Source organism: Pseudomonas sp. H1_D04 (assembly GCF_054683855.1).
The window spans coordinates 212,010-230,568 of the sequence record NZ_CP162826.1 but is presented as its reverse complement, the minus strand read 5'-3'; the positions used below and the strand labels follow the sequence as shown (position 1 = coordinate 230,568).

The 18,559-nt window shown below is 58.9% G+C and carries 14 protein-coding genes, 6 tRNA genes and 2 pseudogenes; 15 read left to right on the top strand and 7 right to left on the bottom strand.

From position 1 onward, the window contains the following. Positions 1 to 101: 101 nt before the first annotated feature. The 3 genes and pseudogenes from AB4N82_RS01110 to AB4N82_RS01100 all read left to right on the top strand — a co-directional run bounded on the left by AB4N82_RS01110 (position 102) and on the right by AB4N82_RS01100 (position 3,597). Positions 102 to 1,514, top strand: coding sequence for an aminotransferase-like domain-containing protein (locus AB4N82_RS01110; protein ID WP_122755825.1), 1,413 nt, complete (start codon positions 102 to 104; stop codon positions 1,512 to 1,514). A 115-nt stretch (positions 1,515 to 1,629) separates the two neighbouring features. Further along, positions 1,630 to 2,739 (top strand): annotated as a pseudogene (locus tag AB4N82_RS01105) (HAMP domain-containing protein); the annotation flags it as partial. Beyond that, on the top strand, positions 2,716 to 3,597 hold the full coding sequence (locus tag AB4N82_RS01100) for a methyl-accepting chemotaxis protein (RefSeq protein WP_447096971.1): 882 nt from the start codon (positions 2,716 to 2,718) through the stop codon (positions 3,595 to 3,597). The pseudogene AB4N82_RS01105 and the gene AB4N82_RS01100, both read left to right, overlap by 24 nt. Positions 3,598 to 3,633: 36 nt before the next feature. On the opposite strand, the gene AB4N82_RS01095 is transcribed toward AB4N82_RS01100, so the two are convergent. Both AB4N82_RS01095 and AB4N82_RS01090 read right to left on the bottom strand, forming a co-directional pair. Then, positions 3,634 to 4,446, bottom strand: a complete 813-nt coding sequence (locus AB4N82_RS01095; RefSeq protein WP_032889223.1) for an alpha/beta fold hydrolase — start codon at positions 4,444 to 4,446, stop codon at positions 3,634 to 3,636. Positions 4,447 to 4,545: 99 nt separating this feature from the next. After that, positions 4,546 to 5,316: a hypothetical protein gene (locus tag AB4N82_RS01090; protein WP_032889225.1), complete on the bottom strand. Its 771-nt coding sequence runs from the start codon at positions 5,314 to 5,316 to the stop codon at positions 4,546 to 4,548. A 358-nt stretch (positions 5,317 to 5,674) separates the two neighbouring features. Here AB4N82_RS01090 and AB4N82_RS01085 point away from each other — a divergent pair. The 7 genes from AB4N82_RS01085 to gltS all read left to right on the top strand — a co-directional run bounded on the left by AB4N82_RS01085 (position 5,675) and on the right by gltS (position 7,808). Beyond that, positions 5,675 to 5,750: transfer RNA gene (locus AB4N82_RS01085), tRNA-Glu, on the top strand. A gap of 3 nt (positions 5,751 to 5,753) precedes the next feature. Continuing rightward, positions 5,754 to 5,829: transfer RNA gene (locus AB4N82_RS01080), tRNA-Gly, on the top strand. Between the two features lie 105 nt (positions 5,830 to 5,934). Further along, positions 5,935 to 6,010, top strand: a tRNA-Glu gene (locus tag AB4N82_RS01075). Positions 6,011 to 6,013: 3 nt separating this feature from the next. Then, a tRNA-Gly gene (locus AB4N82_RS01070) sits at positions 6,014 to 6,089 on the top strand. 103 nt (positions 6,090 to 6,192) lie between these two features. Then, positions 6,193 to 6,268: transfer RNA gene (locus tag AB4N82_RS01065), tRNA-Glu, on the top strand. A 3-nt stretch (positions 6,269 to 6,271) separates the two neighbouring features. Next, a tRNA-Gly gene (locus AB4N82_RS01060) sits at positions 6,272 to 6,347 on the top strand. A gap of 249 nt (positions 6,348 to 6,596) precedes the next feature. Continuing rightward, positions 6,597 to 7,808: a sodium/glutamate symporter gene (gene gltS / locus AB4N82_RS01055; RefSeq protein WP_095184274.1), complete on the top strand. Its 1,212-nt coding sequence runs from the start codon at positions 6,597 to 6,599 to the stop codon at positions 7,806 to 7,808. Positions 7,809 to 7,888: 80 nt separating this feature from the next. On the opposite strand, the gene AB4N82_RS01050 is transcribed toward gltS, so the two are convergent. Beyond that, entirely contained in the window at positions 7,889 to 9,628 is a 1,740-nt protein-coding gene (locus AB4N82_RS01050) for a dipeptidase (RefSeq protein ID WP_122765359.1), read from the bottom strand. 215 nt (positions 9,629 to 9,843) lie between these two features. Further along, complete coding sequence (locus AB4N82_RS01045; protein ID WP_032889231.1) at positions 9,844 to 10,470, bottom strand: serine-tRNA(Ala) deacylase AlaX; 627 nt, start codon at positions 10,468 to 10,470, stop codon at positions 9,844 to 9,846. Positions 10,471 to 10,559: 89 nt separating this feature from the next. Here AB4N82_RS01045 and AB4N82_RS01040 point away from each other — a divergent pair, with 89 nt between their 5' ends. After that, on the top strand, positions 10,560 to 11,507 hold the full coding sequence (locus tag AB4N82_RS01040) for a LysR family transcriptional regulator (protein ID WP_032889233.1): 948 nt from the start codon (positions 10,560 to 10,562) through the stop codon (positions 11,505 to 11,507). Here the strand turns inward: AB4N82_RS01040 and AB4N82_RS01035 are convergent, their stop codons facing one another. Next, complete coding sequence (locus AB4N82_RS01035) at positions 11,508 to 11,915, bottom strand: PA2817 family protein (RefSeq protein ID WP_010567536.1); 408 nt, start codon at positions 11,913 to 11,915, stop codon at positions 11,508 to 11,510. Between the two features lie 75 nt (positions 11,916 to 11,990). After that, positions 11,991 to 14,438, bottom strand: coding sequence for an acyl-CoA dehydrogenase (locus AB4N82_RS01030; protein ID WP_122765361.1), 2,448 nt, complete (start codon positions 14,436 to 14,438; stop codon positions 11,991 to 11,993). A 191-nt stretch (positions 14,439 to 14,629) separates the two neighbouring features. Between AB4N82_RS01030 and AB4N82_RS01025 the strand changes: the two genes are divergently transcribed. From AB4N82_RS01025 to AB4N82_RS01010, 4 genes and pseudogenes are all read left to right on the top strand, one after another. Then, entirely contained in the window at positions 14,630 to 15,289 is a 660-nt protein-coding gene (locus AB4N82_RS01025; protein WP_122765362.1) for a transglutaminase domain-containing protein, read from the top strand. A gap of 54 nt (positions 15,290 to 15,343) precedes the next feature. Then, positions 15,344 to 15,962, top strand: a pseudogene (locus AB4N82_RS01020) (glutathione S-transferase family protein). A 134-nt stretch (positions 15,963 to 16,096) separates the two neighbouring features. Beyond that, positions 16,097 to 17,029, top strand: coding sequence for an ABC transporter ATP-binding protein (locus AB4N82_RS01015; RefSeq protein WP_095184279.1), 933 nt, complete (start codon positions 16,097 to 16,099; stop codon positions 17,027 to 17,029). Beyond that, positions 17,026 to 17,805: an ABC transporter permease gene (locus AB4N82_RS01010; RefSeq protein ID WP_032889243.1), complete on the top strand. Its 780-nt coding sequence runs from the start codon at positions 17,026 to 17,028 to the stop codon at positions 17,803 to 17,805. The genes AB4N82_RS01015 and AB4N82_RS01010 overlap by 4 nt, the downstream gene beginning before the upstream one ends. A gap of 125 nt (positions 17,806 to 17,930) precedes the next feature. On the opposite strand, the gene AB4N82_RS01005 is transcribed toward AB4N82_RS01010, so the two are convergent. Next, positions 17,931 to 18,470, bottom strand: coding sequence for a TetR/AcrR family transcriptional regulator (locus tag AB4N82_RS01005; RefSeq protein ID WP_095184280.1), 540 nt, complete (start codon positions 18,468 to 18,470; stop codon positions 17,931 to 17,933). Between the last annotated feature and the right edge of the window lie 89 nt (positions 18,471 to 18,559).

The following is an 18,559-nucleotide window of genomic DNA, read 5'->3' as shown; positions in this document are numbered from 1 at the left end:
CTCAATTAAATCAATACTTTAATAAATTTGTGTGACCGGCAGTCAACGGCTTCTGTGCTTAACTCTTCGGGTTGATAACAGACAGTTGAAGTGAGTGGCTCATGGATTTAAGGATTGATCGACAAGCCCTTGTACCGGTGGTGCAGCAAATTGTCAGTGCAGTGGCGCAATGGATTCGCAAGGACGAGGTAAGCCCCGGCACACGCTTGCCCTCCATCCGCCAACTGGCTCGGGATAATCTGCTCAGCCAATCCAGCGTGATCGAAGCATTCGAACGGATGGTCGCCCAGGGAGTGCTGGCCCCCCGGCAAGGCTCGGGATTTGTAGTGGCCCAGCCAGCCGTCTCCCACGAAGGCAATTGGTATGAAGGGGCGGAGCGCGAATGGGGGGCCTTTGCCGATAATCCGCTGGGCGAGTTGAAACTGGGCTGCGGCTGGTTGCCAGACGCCTGGCGCGAAAGCGATGACATCAGTTACGCAATCCGTGAAGTTACCCGCACCGACACTGCAGCACTGTTCAACTACAGCACGCCCTTAGGTTTACCCGCGTTGCGCGAGCAACTGGCCAAGCGCCTGACTCAGATTCATATCCCCTCCAGCGTGGACTGCATCCTCACTACCGCGGGCGCTGGCCATGCCCAGGACCTGCTGATACGCACGCTGCTCAAGGCCGGCGATTGCGTGGTGGTCGAAACCCCGGGGTACGGCAACCTCTATCAACAATTGGCGTTCCAGGGTGTGCAACTGCTGGAGGTGCCGCGTACCCGAGGCGGCCCCGACCTCCTGGCCCTGGAAGCGTTACTACAAGACCATCGGCCAAAATGCCTGTTCATCCACAGCCTTTATCACAACCCCACCGGGACTAGTCTGTGCCGCGAGGTGGCCGAGCGTTTGCTGGAACTGGCGCACCGCGAAAACTTCCTGATCATTGAAGAAGACGTCTACGGCGATCTGCAACATGCCAGTTGCATACGGCTCGCGGCATTGCCCCATGATGACCGGGTGATCTATGTCGCGAGTTTCTCCAAGACCCTGAGCAGTGCGTTGCGCGTGGGGTATCTCACTGCCAGTTCGGCGATCATCACGCAACTGGCCAGCCTCAAGACCTTGACCGGATTCGGCACCTCGCGGTTTGCCGAGGCGGTGGTTGCTACGCTATTGGCCAATGGCACCTATCGCAAATGGGTACAGCGCCTGCGAAAGCGACTGGGCACTGAAATGAGAGCCACCCTGCAAGTGCTGGAAGACGAAGAGTGGGAGGTGTTCGCGGTGCCTGCCGGAGGCATGTTCCTGTGGGCGCGGCCGGGGGAGGCGCAACCTTCGCTGCTGCAGAGGTGTGCCCGACGTCTGGGAGTGTTGTTGTCTCCCGGGGCGTTGTTCAGCCCAACGGCGGAGCCCTGTGATTGGCTGCGCATCAATGTGGCCTATGCAACTGATCCACGGGCTTTGGCATTGTTCCGTGCCATGGGGCCTACCAGATCGACCTCGACCATTCTGAAAACGACGAGCGTGTAGCTTTTTGCCATTATTGTGGCGCCAACGTCTTGTGCTCAGTGCCTTGTGGTTGCGAATCTCGCTGGATGTCAATCGGGCTTGATGGCATCTGCCATTGCAAGAGGATTCAAGTGCAATGATTTCAGGCGTGCAACGACGTTTCGCCAACCTCGGTATGGCGAAAAAACTGGGTTTGGGCTTCATGCTGGTGCTTCTGCTGACGGCTTTGGTAGCAGCTATCGGCGTGTGGTCCCTGCAGACCGTTGGCCAGCGTTTCGAGGGGCTCAAGGCCATGTCTTCTCTCAACAGCGGCTTGCTCAAGGTACGCCTGATCGAGCAGGACTACGCGCTGCACGCCGACCCCAAGGCCGTCGACGCCCTGCATGAAAGCGTTGACGCCTTGGCGGCCCAGGCCGCCGCCCTCAAGGCACAGTCTGCGGCGAATGTGCCGGTGATGACTGACGTCGAGCAGGCCCTGGTCGCCTACCGCCAGGCGTTCGATGAGTTTGTCGAGCTGACCCAGACCAAGGATCTGGCGCTGGAAATGGCCACTTGGTCAGTGTCCAGCGTGGCGAACAACCTGGACGTGTTGCAGGCCGGCCTGGCGGACGACGGGGCTTATGGCCTCAAGGAAAGCCAGGGCAAGGAGGGCGCCGAGTTTATCGAGCAGGCTGGACAGGTCAGTCAGGTGTCGCGCTTGATGTTGCAGGCCATGAACGAAGCCCACGTACGCTTGGACCAGAGCCGCAAAGTGGATGCTGAGGATGCCGAGCAAGGCAAGATCGAGCAGGCTGACCAGGCTCTTGCTCAAGTCGAGCAACTGAAAACGTCGGTCAAGGACTCCGGTTATCAGACGGTGCTCAATGAAGTCTCAGGGCACATTGCCGCGTTCAGCGAGAAGCTGGGTGAATACACCGGCCTGTTGGCCCAGGAAAAAGTGGTCTACAAACAACTGCATGACCGGGCGGCTCTGGTGGTCAGCCGGGTCAACCAGGCCTATGACGCCGAAGACCTGTCGATGCAGGCACAACTGAAAAAAAACGCGATGTTGATCATCGTCTCGTCGGCCCTGGCTTTGCTGGTGGGGCTGATTGCAGCGTGGGTGATTACCCGTTTGATCGTCGCGCCGCTGCGCAGTGTGATCGCGGTGGCGCAGCAGATTGCCGCCGGGGATTTGAGCGGGCGTATGGAGGTCAGTCGTCGTGATGAAATCGGCCAGTTGATGCAGGCGATGCAACAGATGGGCAACGGCCTGAGCCAGATGGTCAGCGGCCTGCAGGCCGGTATCGAGCAATTGGCCAGCTCGGCGCAGTCGCTCTCCAGCGTGACCGAGCAAACCAATGTCGAGGTCAGCAGCCAGAAGGAGGAAACCGAGCAGGTGGCCACTGCTATGAACCAGATGACCGCCACGGTGCACGATGTGGCGCGCAACGCTGAAGAGGCCGCGCAAGCCGCGCAGACCGCGGATGACAAGGTCGACAGCGGTCAGCAAGTGGTGCGCCAGAGTTTGCAGCGCATCGAGTTGCTGGCCACTTCCAGTAACAATGCCAGTGCGAGCATCGAGAGCCTCAGTGCCGAAATCCAGAACATTGGCACTGTGTTGGGCGTGATCAAAAGCGTGGCGGAGCAGACCAACTTGCTGGCCCTGAACGCGGCCATCGAGGCTGCCCGTGCGGGTGAGCAGGGCCGTGGCTTTGCGGTAGTGGCCGATGAAGTGCGGGCGCTGGCCAAGCGTACCCAGCAATCGACCGAAGAAATCGAGCGGTTGGTCAGCACCTTGCGCAGCGCGGCGCAATCATCGGTGCAGCAGATCCAGCAAAGCGGTGAGCTGGTCAAACTGGCGGTCAGCGATGCCCTGGAAACCGAGAGCGCCCTGGGCAGCATCGCAGTGGCGGTGTCGTTGATCCAGCAGATGAACCAGCAGATCGCCGCTGCCGCTGAGGAACAAAGCTCGGTGGCTGAAGAGATCAACCGTAGCGTCACCAGTATTCGTGCGAGTGCCGATCAATCGGCGTTGAGCATGCAGGGCAATGCGGCGTCGAGTATCCAGCTGGCGCAGTTGGGGGCGGAGCTCAAGGGGATGGTGGGGCATTTCCGCCTTTGATCGCAGCACCGAGGCTGCGATCAAAGGGGAGGGCGATCAAGCGTGGTTTGCGAGAAAGGTCAGCAGCGCTTCGTTGACGAAGTCCGGGTTCTCCCGGCTGGAGATATGCCCTGCGTCTGGAATCAACGTCAGTGCGCAGCCAATCAGTTCGGCCATTTCCTTGGATTCGACGGGTGGACGAGGTTTGTCCTGCTCGCCGCACATCACCAAAGTGGTATCGGCGTCCAGGCGCGGTAGTTGCTCCAGCACGTCGTCGCGGCTGAAGATCAACTGGCCCAAGGGCACGACGCTCTGCAGCAGGCGTTCTCGGGAAAAGGCCCGCAGTGACGTGCGAAAGTCCTGGTACAGCGCTGATTCGCGGTCGATGTCCGGGCGGAAGAAGATCGGTGCGATCACATCCAGCAACGGCTCGGGAATGGCGCCGGCGTCTTCAATCATCTTGAACAGCGAGAAGTAATACTGGCGCGTGGCCTCGGGCTCGGCGCCGAGGTAGGTGTCCATCAGTATTAGGCTGTTGATGCGTTCGGGGGCCTGCAACGCCAGGCGCGCGCCCCACATACCGCCGACCGAGAGGCCCACCAGGTTGATCTGCGTGATAGCCAAGTGATCCAGCAGGGCCAAGGTCTGGCGTGCGAGGTCGTCGAGGGATCGCGTTTGCGTGGGCAGTTGGCCCGATTCACCGTGGCCCCATAGCTCGGGCACGATCACACGGTACTGTTGCGACAGGGCGTCGATCTGCGGTGCCCACATGTCGCGGTTCCACAGGTAGCTGGAGCCCAGCAGCACGGCCGGGCCGGTGCCTTGGTCGAGGTAGTGCAGGGGTTGTCCATCAATGACGGCGATAGGCATAGCAGGCCTCTGACTTCACGGAGTGAGGCGCACTTTTTTACGCTAGTCGGGGGGCGGAGGATAGGTGCCAGGATGATGGCACCTATTATTTTGCGAGGATCAATCGTAGATGACTTTCTTCTTCCACTCGGCGTCGGCGTCGACTTCTTTCATGCCTTGGGTCAGTTCGTTGACCTCTTCTGCGGCCTGTTTGCTGTTAGCCAGCACGGTGGAGTTGGCGCGGGCCAGTTGGCCTTCCAGCAATTGCAGCTGGGCGCTGTAGAGTACCGGCTCCGGCTGTTTGCGCAGGTACTGCACACCACGCTCGAAGGCCAGGCGTGCCTGGCCCGGTTGGCCCTGCTGCAGCGCGTGCTGGCCGAGGTTGTTGAAGAACTCGATGTGCAGCAGCACCAGGATATGGCGGATTTCTTTGATCCAATGCTTGGCTTCGTTGGAGGGTAGGAAACCGTCCTGGGCTGCGCGCGTGACCTGGCCGTGCAGGGCTTCTAGCAGGAAGCGCACGTCCTTGGCCTTGGCTTCGGTCTGGATCGGTGCCGGGGGGTTGTTGACCGGGATGGATTCGCCCTGGGCCACCAGTGTGTTCAGCTCAGTGATGCGCGCTTTAATAGGAGCACTGGTCTTGTTGAGGTTCAACAGGCGCTGGTTCACGTTGAGTTCCAGGCGGGTCAACAACAGTTTGAGCGCCGGGGTCATCAGTTGGCCTGGGAATGTTTCGGTGATCTCACCGCAACGGCGCAGGCGATCGTTAAGCTCGATCTGGACGCGCTGCTTTTCCAGCTTGTTGTTTTCCACCACGTGGTTCATATAGCCAATGGCGATCAGTATTACGATCCCGGCTATTACCAGCAGGGTGATCATGAGTGGTGTCACCGGTGTGACCTCTTTATAGGGTTTGCAATGGAGTGTAGTGACTGGGCCGGCTATCGGATAGGGCTGATCGACCAGCTGCCCTGGTAGTTTCTTCTATATAGACAAGCGCTCCCTGCGTAGATGCACATTGCCATTATTTGCCAGGGCGAACTATAACGTCTTGTCGGGTGCCAGAATATAGGCGTCAAGGTGCGGACGGGCAGAATGCTCGCAACGGCTGGTAAACGCGGGCGAAGTCATTGATTTTAATAAATTTATCCTTGGGGGTTGACGATCCCCCAATCCATCCATAGAATGCGCGCCACTTAAAGCGTAAAGCACACAGCGAAACGCGTTGAGTAGTGAATGTTGTACGTGTGTCCCCTTCGTCTAGTGGCCTAGGACACCGCCCTTTCACGGCGGTAACAGGGGTTCGAGTCCCCTAGGGGACGCCAAATGCGGGAATAGCTCAGTTGGTAGAGCACGACCTTGCCAAGGTCGGGGTCGCGAGTTCGAGTCTCGTTTCCCGCTCCAATTTACAAACAGTGTGGCTTTCGGGCGGCACTGAGTGAAACCAGGACCCAATCTTCGGATGAGGCCTCTGGGCACTGAAATACACACCATGTGTTTCAGTAGCGTGTCCCCTTCGTCTAGTGGCCTAGGACACCGCCCTTTCACGGCGGTAACAGGGGTTCGAGTCCCCTAGGGGACGCCATTTGCGGGAATAGCTCAGTTGGTAGAGCACGACCTTGCCAAGGTCGGGGTCGCGAGTTCGAGTCTCGTTTCCCGCTCCATTTTAAGCAGTGTTGCTTTCGGGCGGCGCTGAGTGAAACCAGGACCAAGTCTTCGGATGAGGCCTCTGGGCACTGAAATACACATCATGTGTTTCAGTAGCGTGTCCCCTTCGTCTAGTGGCCTAGGACACCGCCCTTTCACGGCGGTAACAGGGGTTCGAGTCCCCTAGGGGACGCCATTTGCGGGAATAGCTCAGTTGGTAGAGCACGACCTTGCCAAGGTCGGGGTCGCGAGTTCGAGTCTCGTTTCCCGCTCCATATTCAAGAAAAAAGCCACTCAAGCGAGTGGCTTTTTTTTGCCTGCGATTTACGTAAAGGGGCTTCGGTCTCTTTTTTCATTCTTGCCGGTTCCAGATGTGCTTTTCCTGGTAAAGCCATCTGCTGCGCCGCTGATGTGGTGGGTCTTGTAGGAATAGTCTGTACTTTCCGTGAGGTTGATGCGAATTGGTCCCGCTGTCTCTACTCTGGCGTGCCTATTTTCCTTGTTCACCTCAGAGAGCTGCCCGGATGTTACAGCTGGACTTCTATTCAACCCTGGTCGCCGCGTCCCTTGTGCTTTTGCTTGGCCGCTGGCTGGTTGCCCGCATAGGCTTTTTACGCGCCTACAATATTCCCGCGCCGGTAGCCGGCGGCCTGGTGGTCGCTTTAGTGCTTTTGGCGTTGCGGGGGCTGGCCGATATTGAGGTGCGCTTCGACCCTTCGTTGCAAACCCCGTTGATGCTGGCATTTTTCGCCACTATTGGACTGAACGCGGATTTCGCCAGTTTGAAGAAAGGCGGCCGAATCCTGGCGATCTTTCTGTTGGTCGTGACCACACTGCTGGTGGTGCAAAACGCCATGGGCATCGCATTGGCCAAGGCCTTGGGACTCGACCCGTTGATGGGCTTGCTCGCCGGCTCGGTGACGCTGTCAGGCGGACACGGTACGGGTGCCGCCTGGGGGACTGTGTTCAGCGAGAAGTATGGCGTGGCCTCCGCGTCAGAATTGGCGATCGCCTCCGCAACCTTCGGCTTGGTACTCGGGGGCTTGATTGGAGGTCCGGTTGCCCGCTTGCTGATCAAGCGGGTCCAGGTGCCTGGTATTGAGCAGGTGCAGCCACGCCTGCCCAAGGGCTTCGAGCAACCGAACAGGGAGCGTTTGATTACCCCGTTCTCATTCATCGAAACCCTCGCGTTGCTTGCGATCAGCCTCCAGGTCGGCACCTACCTCAACGGCTTCCTTCAAGGCACAGCACTGGAGTTGCCCACTTTCGTCTGTGTGCTGTTTGTAGGCGTCGTGCTGCGTAACGGCTTGTCGGCGCTGGGCTGGCATCAGGTGTTCGAGCGCGAGGTATCGGTGCTGGGCAATGTCAGTCTGTCGTTGTTCTTGGCTATCGCCTTGATGTCGCTCAAGCTGTGGGACCTGGCAGCACTTGCCTTGCCGATTGTCATCCTTCTGGCCGCGCAGGCGTTGCTGATGGCGCTGTTTGCGATTTTCATCACGTTCCGGGTCATGGGCAGCAATTACGATGCGGCAGTGCTGGCCGCAGGGCACTGCGGGTTCGGGCTCGGTGCCACGCCGACGGCGATTGCCAACATGCAGGCGGTGACGCAACGCTTCGGGCCGTCACAGATTGCGTTTCTGGTGGTGCCGATGGTGGGCGCATTCTTTATCGATATCACCAATGCGGTGGTGATCAAGTTGTATCTGGCGCTGCCGTTCCTGGGCGCGGCGGGTTGACGCGTTAACCCCTGCGCCGCACACAAAAACGCCGATCAGCAATGATCGGCGTTTGTTGTTGGGGAGCGCTTCAGTCGCTATCAGAGCTTGGGCAGCTGTCCGATACGCCCCATCATTTCGGTGACGATCTGCAGATCCAGCAAGAACTGGTCGACCGTCTTGAACTCATTGTCGGTATGCCCGGTGTACTTCACTTCCGGTCGCGCCAGGCCAAATTGCACACCGTTGGGCAACTCGTGCACGGAGGTCGCTCCAGCCGAGGTGCCGAACTTGTGTTCCATGCCCAGGTTTTCGCTGGCTACCGCGAGCAAGGCCTTCACCCATTCACCTTCCGGGTTGCGGAACATCGGCTCGGCCACCGAGTAGGTGAAGTCCACGTTGATCTTGGTTTTCTTGTCCCAGGCGCTCAACTTGTCGGCGATCTCGGCCTTGAGCTGCTCCGGGGATTTACCCTTCGGCACCCGGAGGTTGACTGCCAGCTTGAAAGCCTTTTCGTCCAGCCCGACAAAGGTCGGTGAGGTGGTCAGCGGGCCCATGAAATCATCCGCAAAACCCACGCCCAATTTGCCACCCAAGTAATCCAGGCCCCAATTGTCGGACGCATACCGCGCAGCGTCGGTGATGTGGTTGTGCTTGAGAGCGATCTTGCCGTCGACGCTGTGAATCAGCTCCAGCATGCGCGCGACCGGGTTGATGCCGGACTCCGGCTCGGAGGAGTGCGCCGACACGCCGGTGACAGTCAGCTTGACGTCCTTGCCGTTGACCTTGGCGCTCACCTCAAAATCGCCACCGTTGCGCTTGACGTATTCCGTGCCGGCCTTTTGGAGGCTGGCTGCTAATTCCTTAGGGTTGTCGCTGATAAACGTGGCCACCGACGCCGATGGAATCTGGTTGGTGGCCATGCCGCCGGTCATTGCGATGATTTCTGCGCCTTTGCCTTCCCCTTTGCGGCGGGGGAAGGTGGCCATGACGGTGCCATAACCTTTTTCGGCAATCACCACCGGATAGCCGCCATCCAGCGCAAGGTTGTATTGCGGTGTCGGGTTGCGTTCGAAGTAGTAAGGGATCGCGTCTCCGGAGGTCTCCTCGGTGGTATCCACCAGCAGTTTGAAATTGCGCGCCAGCGGCAGCTTTTCTTCCTTGATCACTTTCATGGCATACATAGCCACCACGATGCCGTTTTTATCATCCTCGGTACCACGGCCATACATGCGGTCGCCGATCAGCGTGACCTTGAACGGATCAAGCTTGGTGCCGTCTTTCAGTACCCAGTTTTCCGGGGTTACCGGCACCACGTCGGCGTGGGCGTGGATGCCCACCACTTCGTCGCCGCTGCCTGCCAGGGAAATTTCGTACACGCGGTTGTCGACGTTACGGAAGTTCAGGTCAAAGGTCTTGGCCAGGGCCTGTAGCTTGTCGGCAATCCGGGTGAATTCTGGATTCTTGTATTGCGGAACACCGTCTACGTTGAAGGTTGGGATTTCCACCAGTTCGCGCAGAGTTTCTAGGGCGGCTTTTCCGTATTTAACTCGGGTGTAAATACCCAGCAAGCGATGGATCTCGTTCTGCTGGTCGGCGGTCAGGGTCTGGTTGTCGAGGAAGACGCTGATTGCAGGGCCTACATCCGCCGTTTTGCCCAGGTCTCCCTTGGCTAGTGTGCTGAGGAAACCACGAAAGTCGGTGACCGAAGTTTCGTTGAAGCTCTTCAGAATTGCCGTGCTTTGCTGCGGGGTGATATTGGCAAAGACGGGAGTGCTCATCACCGAAAGGCTCGCCGCGAACAGGGTAGCAGCCGCCAAATGTTTGAGAGGGAAGTGCATGGCTAAAGGCATTCCTTTGCAAAGGGAAAGTAGGAGATTTCTGATCAATGTGTCAGAAACATTTCCACACACTAACACTGCAAAGGTGTGCCGGGGAGGCCGTAAGAAGGCTTATCTAAAAACTCGATAGCCCCCTTGAATGCTTATTTCGCAACGTCGTGACCTCCGTTTTAGAGGCCGCGCAGCTCATGGTGCTCGGCGAGAGCGATTGCGGTTTAGTCAAGGCTGTAACGTACCGACAGCGCGCCCTTTTTTTCCGACAAGGCAAGGATCGTCACCTCACCCAGCTCGCCCAGTGTTTGCACATGGGTGCCACCGCATGCGTACGTGGGCAACTCGCCGAAACCTACTTCGCGGATGCCTTCGTCCAGGGTCATATGGCGTGGGTAGTCTGCGGCGATCCATTGGTTGATCTGCTGCTGGAGGGTTTCGGCGTCGATGGCTTGCGCGGTTTCGCCACGGATAAAGGTGATCTTGCCTTCGCCCGGCCAGTGGTGGGCCTTGATTGGCATCCAGCCCAGGGTTTCGCCGGCGTTGCCGATCAAATGCCCGGCGGAATGCAGGCGCGTGTGCAGGGCGCGGCGTGGTTCATCGACCCGCGCATTGATGGCGCCCAGTGGCACAGGTTGGTTGAGATAGTGCACCACGCGATCAACCTCCTGAGTGACGCGCAGTACCCGGGCTTCACCCAGCCAACCGGTGTCGGACGGCTGGCCGCCGCCTTGGGGATGAAAAATCGTCGACTGCAAAATGACCGCAAACTGGTCCTCAAAGGGCGTGCAACCCAGCACTTCAAGCTCTGCGGTGAGGTGGTCATGGGTGAAAAACAGGCGCTCGGTCATTTTCTACATCCGCATCAGGGTTCTGCGGGCAGTATAAATGCTGTCGGATTAGGTGATAATCCGCTCAATTATCAATGGACCTGTGCGTCATGAGCATCAATCTTCCGTTACCGCTGCTGGGTGAAATGGCGATTTTCGTCAAGGTGGTAGAGACCGGCAGCTTCTCCGAAGCGGCACGGCAACTGAGTGTCTCGCCGTCGGCGGTGAGTCGCAGTATTTCGCGCCTGGAAAAAGCCCTGGCTACCCGGTTACTGCAACGTACCACGCGAAAACTGCGCCTGAGCGACGGGGGGGAAGAGGTATTCAAGCGCTGCCAGGAGATGGTCAGCGCTGCGCGCTCGGTGATGGAAATCAGCGGTCAATTCACCCATGAGGCTGAGGGCCTGGTGCGTGTCAGTGTGCCCAAGGCGGTCGGGCGGTTTGTGGTGCATCCGCATATGCCCGAGTTCCTGCGGCGATATCCCAAGGTGGATGTGCAATTGATACTGGAAGACCGGCAGGTGGACATGATCGATGACAATGTTGATCTGAGCATTCGCATCACCGACAGCCCGCCGCCGGGCCTGGTGGGGCGCCAGCTATTGCCGATTGAACATTTGCTTTGCGCTACGCCGCAGTATTTGGCCGAGCACGGTACACCGGAGCATCCCCACGACTTGTTGGAGCACAGCTGTATCTACCTTGGCGAAACCCCGGGCGACTCGCGCTGGAAGTTTCGCCAGGGTGGTAGGGCGGTGACCGTCAGCGTGCGTGGGCGTTATGCCGCTAACCACACCGGCGTGCGGCTGGATGCGGTGCTGCAGCATGTGGGGATTGGCAGCTTGCCGTACTTTACAGCGCGTCATGCATTGGAGGAGGGGCGGTTGGTGCAGGTGCTGCCGGGGTGGGATTTTATTGCGTCCTACCATGGCGAGGCGTGGTTGCTGCATTCGCCCACGCGCTACCTGCCGCCTAAGCTGCGGGTGTTCATTGATTATTTGGTGGAGTGTATGGCGAAGGAGCCGACGTTGCGTCGGCCCTCTGGTGTGGTTGGCTGATCAGTGCTTGCTCTGATCCTGGGGCATGGCCAGCAACTGTTTTTCCTGGTTCCAGTCGAACGGTTCGTCGTTCTGTTCGGCCTCAAAGCGACGTTCTTCCAAGGCTTGGTAAAGGTCCAGTTCTTCGTCGGGCATGAAGTGCAGGCAGTCGCCGCCGAAGAACCACAGCAGATCGCGTGGTACGAGGTGGGCAATTTGCGGGTAGCGCAGGATGACCTGGCTCATCAAGTCCTGCCCCAGGTACTGGCTTTCGATCGGGTCGATGGGCAGCAGCGCGCGCAATTCGTCGAAGCGCTCCAGGAACAGGGTGTGGCTTTCCTCGGGCACCTGTTCGGCTTCGCCGACGGCAACCAGGATGCTGCGCAGGTGGTCGAGCAAGACGAGATGATCGGCAACGACGTTGGACACGAGATAAGTCCTCTAAAGCAAAAACGGGCGCGAGAGTATATAGCCCTCGCGCCCGTATTTATATGACCGCTCGACTCAGCGGACTTTACCCTCAGCCTGGGTCAACTCTTCCTTACTGAAATCATCCACGTCGATCACCTTGCGTCGTGCTGCCTCGGCGTCACGCAGAGTCTGTGCTTCGGCCGGTTGCAGCACCCCGGCGTGCAGTGCTGCGTCAATGGCATGCTCGCCGGCGCTCGGTTTGACCTGGCCGCTTTTGAGCGCAGTGTGGAGTTTTTTCTGCAGCGGATGGCTGGCACCCAGCAGGTCGTAGGCATGTTGCAGGGCGCCTACCGGATCGTCCGCCGATTGCGGGCGATAGCAGCCGGCCAGCAATTCTTCCAGGGTTGGATCGCCTTTAGGGCGGCCTATCACTGCGGCCACTTCGGCATCCAGTGCATCGGACGGCCCCGTGTGGCGACGGCCGAACGGGAATACGATCACCCGCAAGAGGCATCCGAGCACCTTGTTTGGGAAGTTGCTCAGCAACTCATCCAGCGCGCGTTCCGACTCGCCGAGGCTTTCTTCCATGGCCCAGGCGAACAGCGGTTCCAGGTGGTCCGGTGAATCCAGGTCGTGATAACGCTTGAGCGCCGCTGAGGCCAGGTACATATGGCTCAGTACATCCCCCAGGCGTGCCGACAGGCGTTCGCGGCGTTTCAATTCGCCACCCAGCAGCATCATGCTCAAGTCCGCTAGCAGGGCGAACGCCGCAGCTTGGCGGTTCAGCGCACGGAAATAACCCTGACTCAAGCGGTTGCCCGGCGCTTTCTCAAAGCGGCCAATACCGAGGTTCAGTACCAGGGTGCTGGCGGCGTTGCTCACGGCAAAACCGATATGCTGCATCAGCAGGCCGTCGAATTCCTTTAACGCCTGGTCGTGATCTTCGCGGCCGGCCAGGGCCATTTCCTTGAGTACGAACGGATGGCAGCGGATGGCGCCCTGGCCAAAGATCATCAGGTTGCGCGAGAGGATGTTCGCGCCTTCCACGGTGATGAAGATCGGTGCGCCTTGCCAGCTACGGCCCAGGTAATTGTTTGGGCCCATGATGATGCCCTTGCCGCCGTGCACATCCATGGCATGGCTGATGCACTCGCGGCCCCGTTCGGTCAGGTGGTACTTGAGAATCGCCGACAGCACCGAAGGCTTTTCCCCAAGGTCGACGGCATTGGCGGTGAGCATGCGCGCGCTGTCCATCAGCCAGGCGTTGCCGCCGATGCGAGCCAGGGCTTCCTGGATGCCTTCGAAGGCCGACAGCGGTACGTTGAACTGCTCGCGCACCTGGGCGTATTGGCCGGTCACCAGACTGGTGAACTTGGCAGCGCCGGTGCCGACTGCTGGCAGGGAAATCGAACGGCCCACCGACAGGCAGTTCATCAGCATCATCCAGCCCTTGCCGAGCATTTCCTGGCCGCCGATGAGGAATTCCAGGGGGATAAACACATCTTTGCCAGAGTTGGGGCCGTTCATAAACGCGGCGCCCAGGGGCAGGTGACGACGGCCGATTTCCACGCCAGGAGTGTCGGTGGGAATCAACGCCAGGCTGATGCCCAAGTCTTCCTCTTCGCCCAGCAAGTGGTCCGGGTCATGGGCCTTGAAGGCCAGCCCGAGCAAGGTCGCGACCGGCCCAAGGGTGATGTAGCGTTTTTCCCAGTTCAGGCGAAGACCGAGGGTTTCCTTGCCTTCCCATTCACCTTTGCAGATCACGCCCGTGTCGGGCATGGCGCCCGCATCGGACCCTGCCAGTGGGCCGGTGAGGGCAAAGCATGGAATGTCATCGCCACGAGCCAGGCGCGGCAGGTAGTGGTTGCGTTGTTCGTCGGTACCGTAGTGCAGCAGCAGCTCGGCCGGGCCGAGGGAGTTGGGCACCATCACGGTTGAGGCGAGGTCGCCGCTGCGGGTGGCAAGCTTCATTGCGACCTGGGAGTGGGCGTAGGCGGAGAAGCCTTTGCCGCCATATTCCTTGGGAATGATCAGGGCGAAGAAACCGTGGGTCTTGATGTGCTCCCAGGCGGCTGGAGGCAGGTCCATGGCCTGACCGATTTCCCAGTCGCTGACCATGGCACAGAGTTCTTCGGTTGGGCCGTCGATAAAGGCCTGCTCCTCTTCGGTCAGTTGGACCTTGGGGTAGGCAAGCAACTTGTCCCAATCGGGGCGACCGCTGAACAGCTCGCCGTCCCACCACACGGTGCCCGCGTCGATGGCATCGCGCTCGGTTTCGGACATGGGCGGCAGGACTTTCTGGAACCAACTGAACAGCGGCTTGGTGAAGTATTGGCGACGCAGGTCGGGCAGCAGCAACGGCGCTGCGACGGCGGCGATCAGCACCCAGAAGATCAGCAGCAGCCAGCCCGGTGCATGGCTCCAAGCGCCCATCGCCAGCAGGTAGACGGCGACCACGCCCAAGGCGGGCAGGGGCGCGGTGCGGCGGTGTGCCAGGTAGGCAATGCCGACCACCAGAACCAGTATCCACAACAACAGCATATTCAATCCTCCGTGAAACCAGGGGCGAAACCACCAAGGAGCTTAGTCGGCATCCGAGAAAGCGCGGCAGTCAGGGTGTAACGAGTTGTACGCAAAGCACCGATCTACAGGCGCCGACATTTGGCCGAATCGTCGTTATCTCTATGGCAGACCTGTCGCTAAACTCCAGGCTTCCTTCGGAGATAACACTCATGGAAACGTACCTGAGTCCCAGCCGCTTCATCGATAGTGACCACCCTGCGGTGGTGGAGTTCGCGGAAAAACATCGCGGAACCCGCGCGGATTTAACTGACCAGGCAGTCAGTCTCTATTACGCCGTGCGTGAGGCGGTGCGCTACAACCCCTACACGTTCAGCCGCGACCCAGACACCTTGAATGCCAGCTACGCCCTGGCTACCCGTGAGAGCTACTGCGTGCCCAAGGCCACGTTGCTCGCTGCCTGCGCGCGCCACTGTGGTATCCCGGCGCGCATAGGCCTGGCGGATGTGCGCAATCACCTGTCGACGCCGCGTCTGCTCGCGTTGCTCAAGAGTGATGTGTTCGCCATGCACGGTTACACCGAGCTGCACCTGAACGGTGGCTGGGTCAAAGCCACGCCGGCGTTCAATCAGCAATTGTGCGCGGTGTTTGATGTGCCGCCGCTGGAATTTGATGGGCTCAACGACAGTGTGTTTCACGCGTTCAATCGTCAGGGCCAACGCTCGATGGAGTACGTGGTGGACCATGGGCAATTTGCTGATGTACCCGAGCATTTGTTCTTCACCCATATTCAGAAATGCTACCCGCACCTGTTTGTCGAAGACATGCCAAACCTGTTGGGTGATATGCAGAGCGATTTAAGCCGCGGGTGAACCGGCGTATGCTGCTGCGTCCATAGCCATGTTCATCAACAATAAGGCGCGGTCATGCTGAAGATCTGGGGTCGTAAAAAATTCATCAAACGTCAGGAAAGCACTATGGTGCGCCGAGGAGCTCGGCCTGGACTATGAAGCAATTGATGCGGGCGGGGCTTTTGGTGTGGTCGACACCCCGCAATATCGGGCACTGAACCCCAATGGGCGGGTGCCGATGATTCAGGACGGTGACTTTGTGTTGTGGGAATCCAACACCATCGTGCGTTATTTATGCGCGAAGCATGCGTCGGAATTTTACCCGAGCGACCCGCAAGCCCGAGCAAGCGCAGAGAAGTGGATGGACTGGACAACCTCCACCCTGGCTGAGCCCTTCAAAGCGGTGTTCTGGGGTGTCCTGCGTACTCCGGCGGAAAAACAGAACTGGGACAGTATCAACGCCGGGCGCCAGGCGTGTATCGATGCGCTCAAAACAGTCGATCAAGCCCTCGCCGAGCAGCCTTACTTGTCCGGCAACGCGTTCGGCATAGGCGATATCCCCCTGGGATGCTTTGCGTATGCCTGGTTCGAGATGCCCATCGAGCGCCCCGCAATGCCCCATCTGGAAGCCTGGTACCAGCGTCTGCAACAGCGTCCGGCTTATCGCAAAGCGGTCATGACCGCGTTGACTTAATACTGACTATTAATACAGGTGACTGTACTTGTGCGGCGCAGCCAAGCACCATGCTTGTCATGCGCCGCCGTTGAACTACGTGCGCTGCGCGCTCATCTACTCTTTCTATTCCCTTCTTTGGTGCGTATTCCGATATGAGTTCCGCTCTGTCCATCCGGCAGCTAACCAAAACCTACGGCAACGGTTTCCAGGCCCTGAGTGGTATCGATCTGGACGTTGCCGAAGGTGATTTCTTCGCCTTGCTCGGCCCCAACGGTGCCGGCAAATCCACCACCATCGGCATCCTCTCCACCCTGGTCAACAAAACCAGCGGCACGGTGAATATCTTCGGCCATGACCTGGACAAATCCCCGGCGGCGCTCAAGCGTTCCATCGGCGTGGTGCCCCAGGAATTCAACTTCAACCAGTTTGAAAAAACCTTCGACATCGTCGTGACCCAAGCCGGTTACTACGGCATCCCGGCGAAAGTTGCCAAGGAACGCGCCGAGCAGTACCTGACCCAGTTGGGCCTGTGGGACAAGCGCGACGTGCCGTCCCGTTCATTGTCCGGCGGCATGAAACGTCGCCTGATGATTGCTCGCGCCCTGGTGCATGAGCCGCGGCTGCTGATCCTCGATGAGCCCACCGCCGGCGTGGACATTGAGCTGCGTCGCTCGATGTGGACCTTCCTCACCGAGCTGAACGAGAAGGGCATCACCATCATCCTCACCACCCATTACCTGGAAGAGGCTGAACAGTTGTGCCGCAACATCGGCATCATCGACCACGGCACCATCGTCGAGAACACCAGCATGCGTAACCTGCTGGGCCAGTTGCATGTGGAGACTTTCCTGCTCGACCTGAAGAACAATCTGTCGGCGCCGCCGCAATTGCTTGGCTACCCAAGCCGCCTGGTGGACAGCCACACCCTGGAAGTCCAAGTGGATAAAGCCATGGGCATTACCGCGCTGTTTACGCAGCTGGCGACCCAGAACATCGAAGTGCTGAGCCTGCGTAACAAAACCAATCGCCTTGAGGAGTTGTTCGTGTCCCTGGTGGAGAAAAATCTGACGAAGGTGGCGGTATGAGTTCCGAACTGCAACCCAACCTCGTCGCACTGCAAACCATCGTTTACCGCGAAGTGAAGCGCTTTACCCGGATCTGGCCGCAGACCTTGCTGCCTCCGGCGATCACCATGGTTCTGTACTTCGTGATCTTCGGTAACCTGATCGGCCGGCAGATCGGTGATATGGGCGGCTTCACTTACATGGAGTACATCGTGCCGGGCCTGATCATGATGTCGGTGATCACCAACTCCTACGGCAACGTGGTCTCAAGCTTTTTCGGCAGCAAATTCCAGCGCTCCATCGAAGAACTGATGGTCTCGCCGGTATCGCCGCACACTATCCTGCTTGGCTACACCGCTGGCGGTGTGTTGCGTGGCTTGATGGTCGGTGTGATCGTGACGCTGCTGTCGCTGTTCTTCACCCACCTGCAAGTGCATCACCTCGGGGTCACCATTCTGGTGGTCGTGCTGACGGCGACGATTTTCTCGCTGCTGGGTTTCATCAACGCCGTATTCGCACGCAACTTCGATGATATTTCGATCATCCCGACCTTTGTGCTGACGCCGCTGACTTACTTGGGCGGGGTGTTTTACTCCATCACTTTGCTGCCGCCGTTCTGGCAGACGGTGTCGCTGGCCAACCCGGTGCTGCATATGGTCAACGCGTTCCGTTACGGCATCCTGGGTGTGTCGGATATCAAGATCAGTGTGGCGATCACTTTCATGATCGTGGCGACGGTGGTGTTGTATATCGGTTGCGCGAAGTTGCTGGTGAGCGGGCGTGGGATGCGTACCTGAGTACTGACCCGAACGCGTAAAAAATGTGGGAGGGGGCTTGCTCCCGATTGCGCTATGTCAGTCAGTTTATCTGTAGCTGACACATCGCAATCGGGAGCAAGCCCCCTCTCACATTTGGTTTTGTGTCAGGCCTTCAGTGCCAGTTCGATCAGCGCGTGCAGTTCTTCAACTTTCAGTGGCTCGGTTGAGAACAGAATACGAAACACCGTCGGCGCCGCCAGCAAGTTGATCAGGCGGTCGACGCTGGGCGGGTTGTCATCTGGATAACGATCAACAATCGCCTGAAGCTGCCCACTCAAGATGCTCACGCAATACCCGGGTGTCAGGCTGCATTGCACGTCGCGCATCATGTTTCGCCCCGGTTCCGAACTCATCTCATCCAGATATTGCTCGGCCCAGGCTTGCAGATCACCGCGCAGGGTCCCGGTGTTGGCCGGCTCGCTATCAGGCCGCATGCGTGCCAGCGCCACATCGGCCAGAAGCATGGAAAGGTCGCCCCAGCGCCGGTAGATGGTCGAGGGCGTGACGCCTGCGCGGGTGGCAATCATCGGCACGGTGACACTGGAGCGCTCCTGGGTTTTCAGCAGCTCACGCACGGCCGAATGAACGGATTCTTGTACCCGGGCACTACGACCCCCCGGGCGGAGGCCTTCTTTAATCGCCATGTTTATGACCTTAACACAAAGAATTTGCTTTAAGCGTTGGTCAGTAGCACACTCCGCAAAAGCAAAATATTAGCTTTAGTGGAGCGTGC

Excerpts from the sequence above, each read along its gene's own strand:
- AB4N82_RS01110 (WP_122755825.1), top strand. The coding sequence starts at position 102 with ATGGATTTAAGGATTGATCGACAAGCCCTTGTACCGGTGGTGCAGCAA.
- AB4N82_RS01100 (WP_447096971.1), top strand. The coding sequence starts at position 2,716 with ATGCAGGCGATGCAACAGATGGGCAACGGCCTGAGCCAGATGGTCAGC.
- AB4N82_RS01095 (WP_032889223.1), bottom strand. The coding sequence starts at position 4,446 with ATGCCTATCGCCGTCATTGATGGACAACCCCTGCACTACCTCGACCAA.
- gltS (WP_095184274.1), top strand. The coding sequence starts at position 6,597 with ATGTTACAGCTGGACTTCTATTCAACCCTGGTCGCCGCGTCCCTTGTG.
- AB4N82_RS01050 (WP_122765359.1), bottom strand. The coding sequence starts at position 9,628 with ATGCACTTCCCTCTCAAACATTTGGCGGCTGCTACCCTGTTCGCGGCG.
- AB4N82_RS01045 (WP_032889231.1), bottom strand. The coding sequence starts at position 10,470 with ATGACCGAGCGCCTGTTTTTCACCCATGACCACCTCACCGCAGAGCTT.
- AB4N82_RS01040 (WP_032889233.1), top strand. The coding sequence starts at position 10,560 with ATGAGCATCAATCTTCCGTTACCGCTGCTGGGTGAAATGGCGATTTTC.
- AB4N82_RS01030 (WP_122765361.1), bottom strand. The coding sequence starts at position 14,438 with ATGCTGTTGTTGTGGATACTGGTTCTGGTGGTCGGCATTGCCTACCTG.
- AB4N82_RS01025 (WP_122765362.1), top strand. The coding sequence starts at position 14,630 with ATGGAAACGTACCTGAGTCCCAGCCGCTTCATCGATAGTGACCACCCT.
- AB4N82_RS01015 (WP_095184279.1), top strand. The coding sequence starts at position 16,097 with ATGAGTTCCGCTCTGTCCATCCGGCAGCTAACCAAAACCTACGGCAAC.
- AB4N82_RS01010 (WP_032889243.1), top strand. The coding sequence starts at position 17,026 with ATGAGTTCCGAACTGCAACCCAACCTCGTCGCACTGCAAACCATCGTT.
- AB4N82_RS01005 (WP_095184280.1), bottom strand. The coding sequence starts at position 18,470 with ATGGCGATTAAAGAAGGCCTCCGCCCGGGGGGTCGTAGTGCCCGGGTA.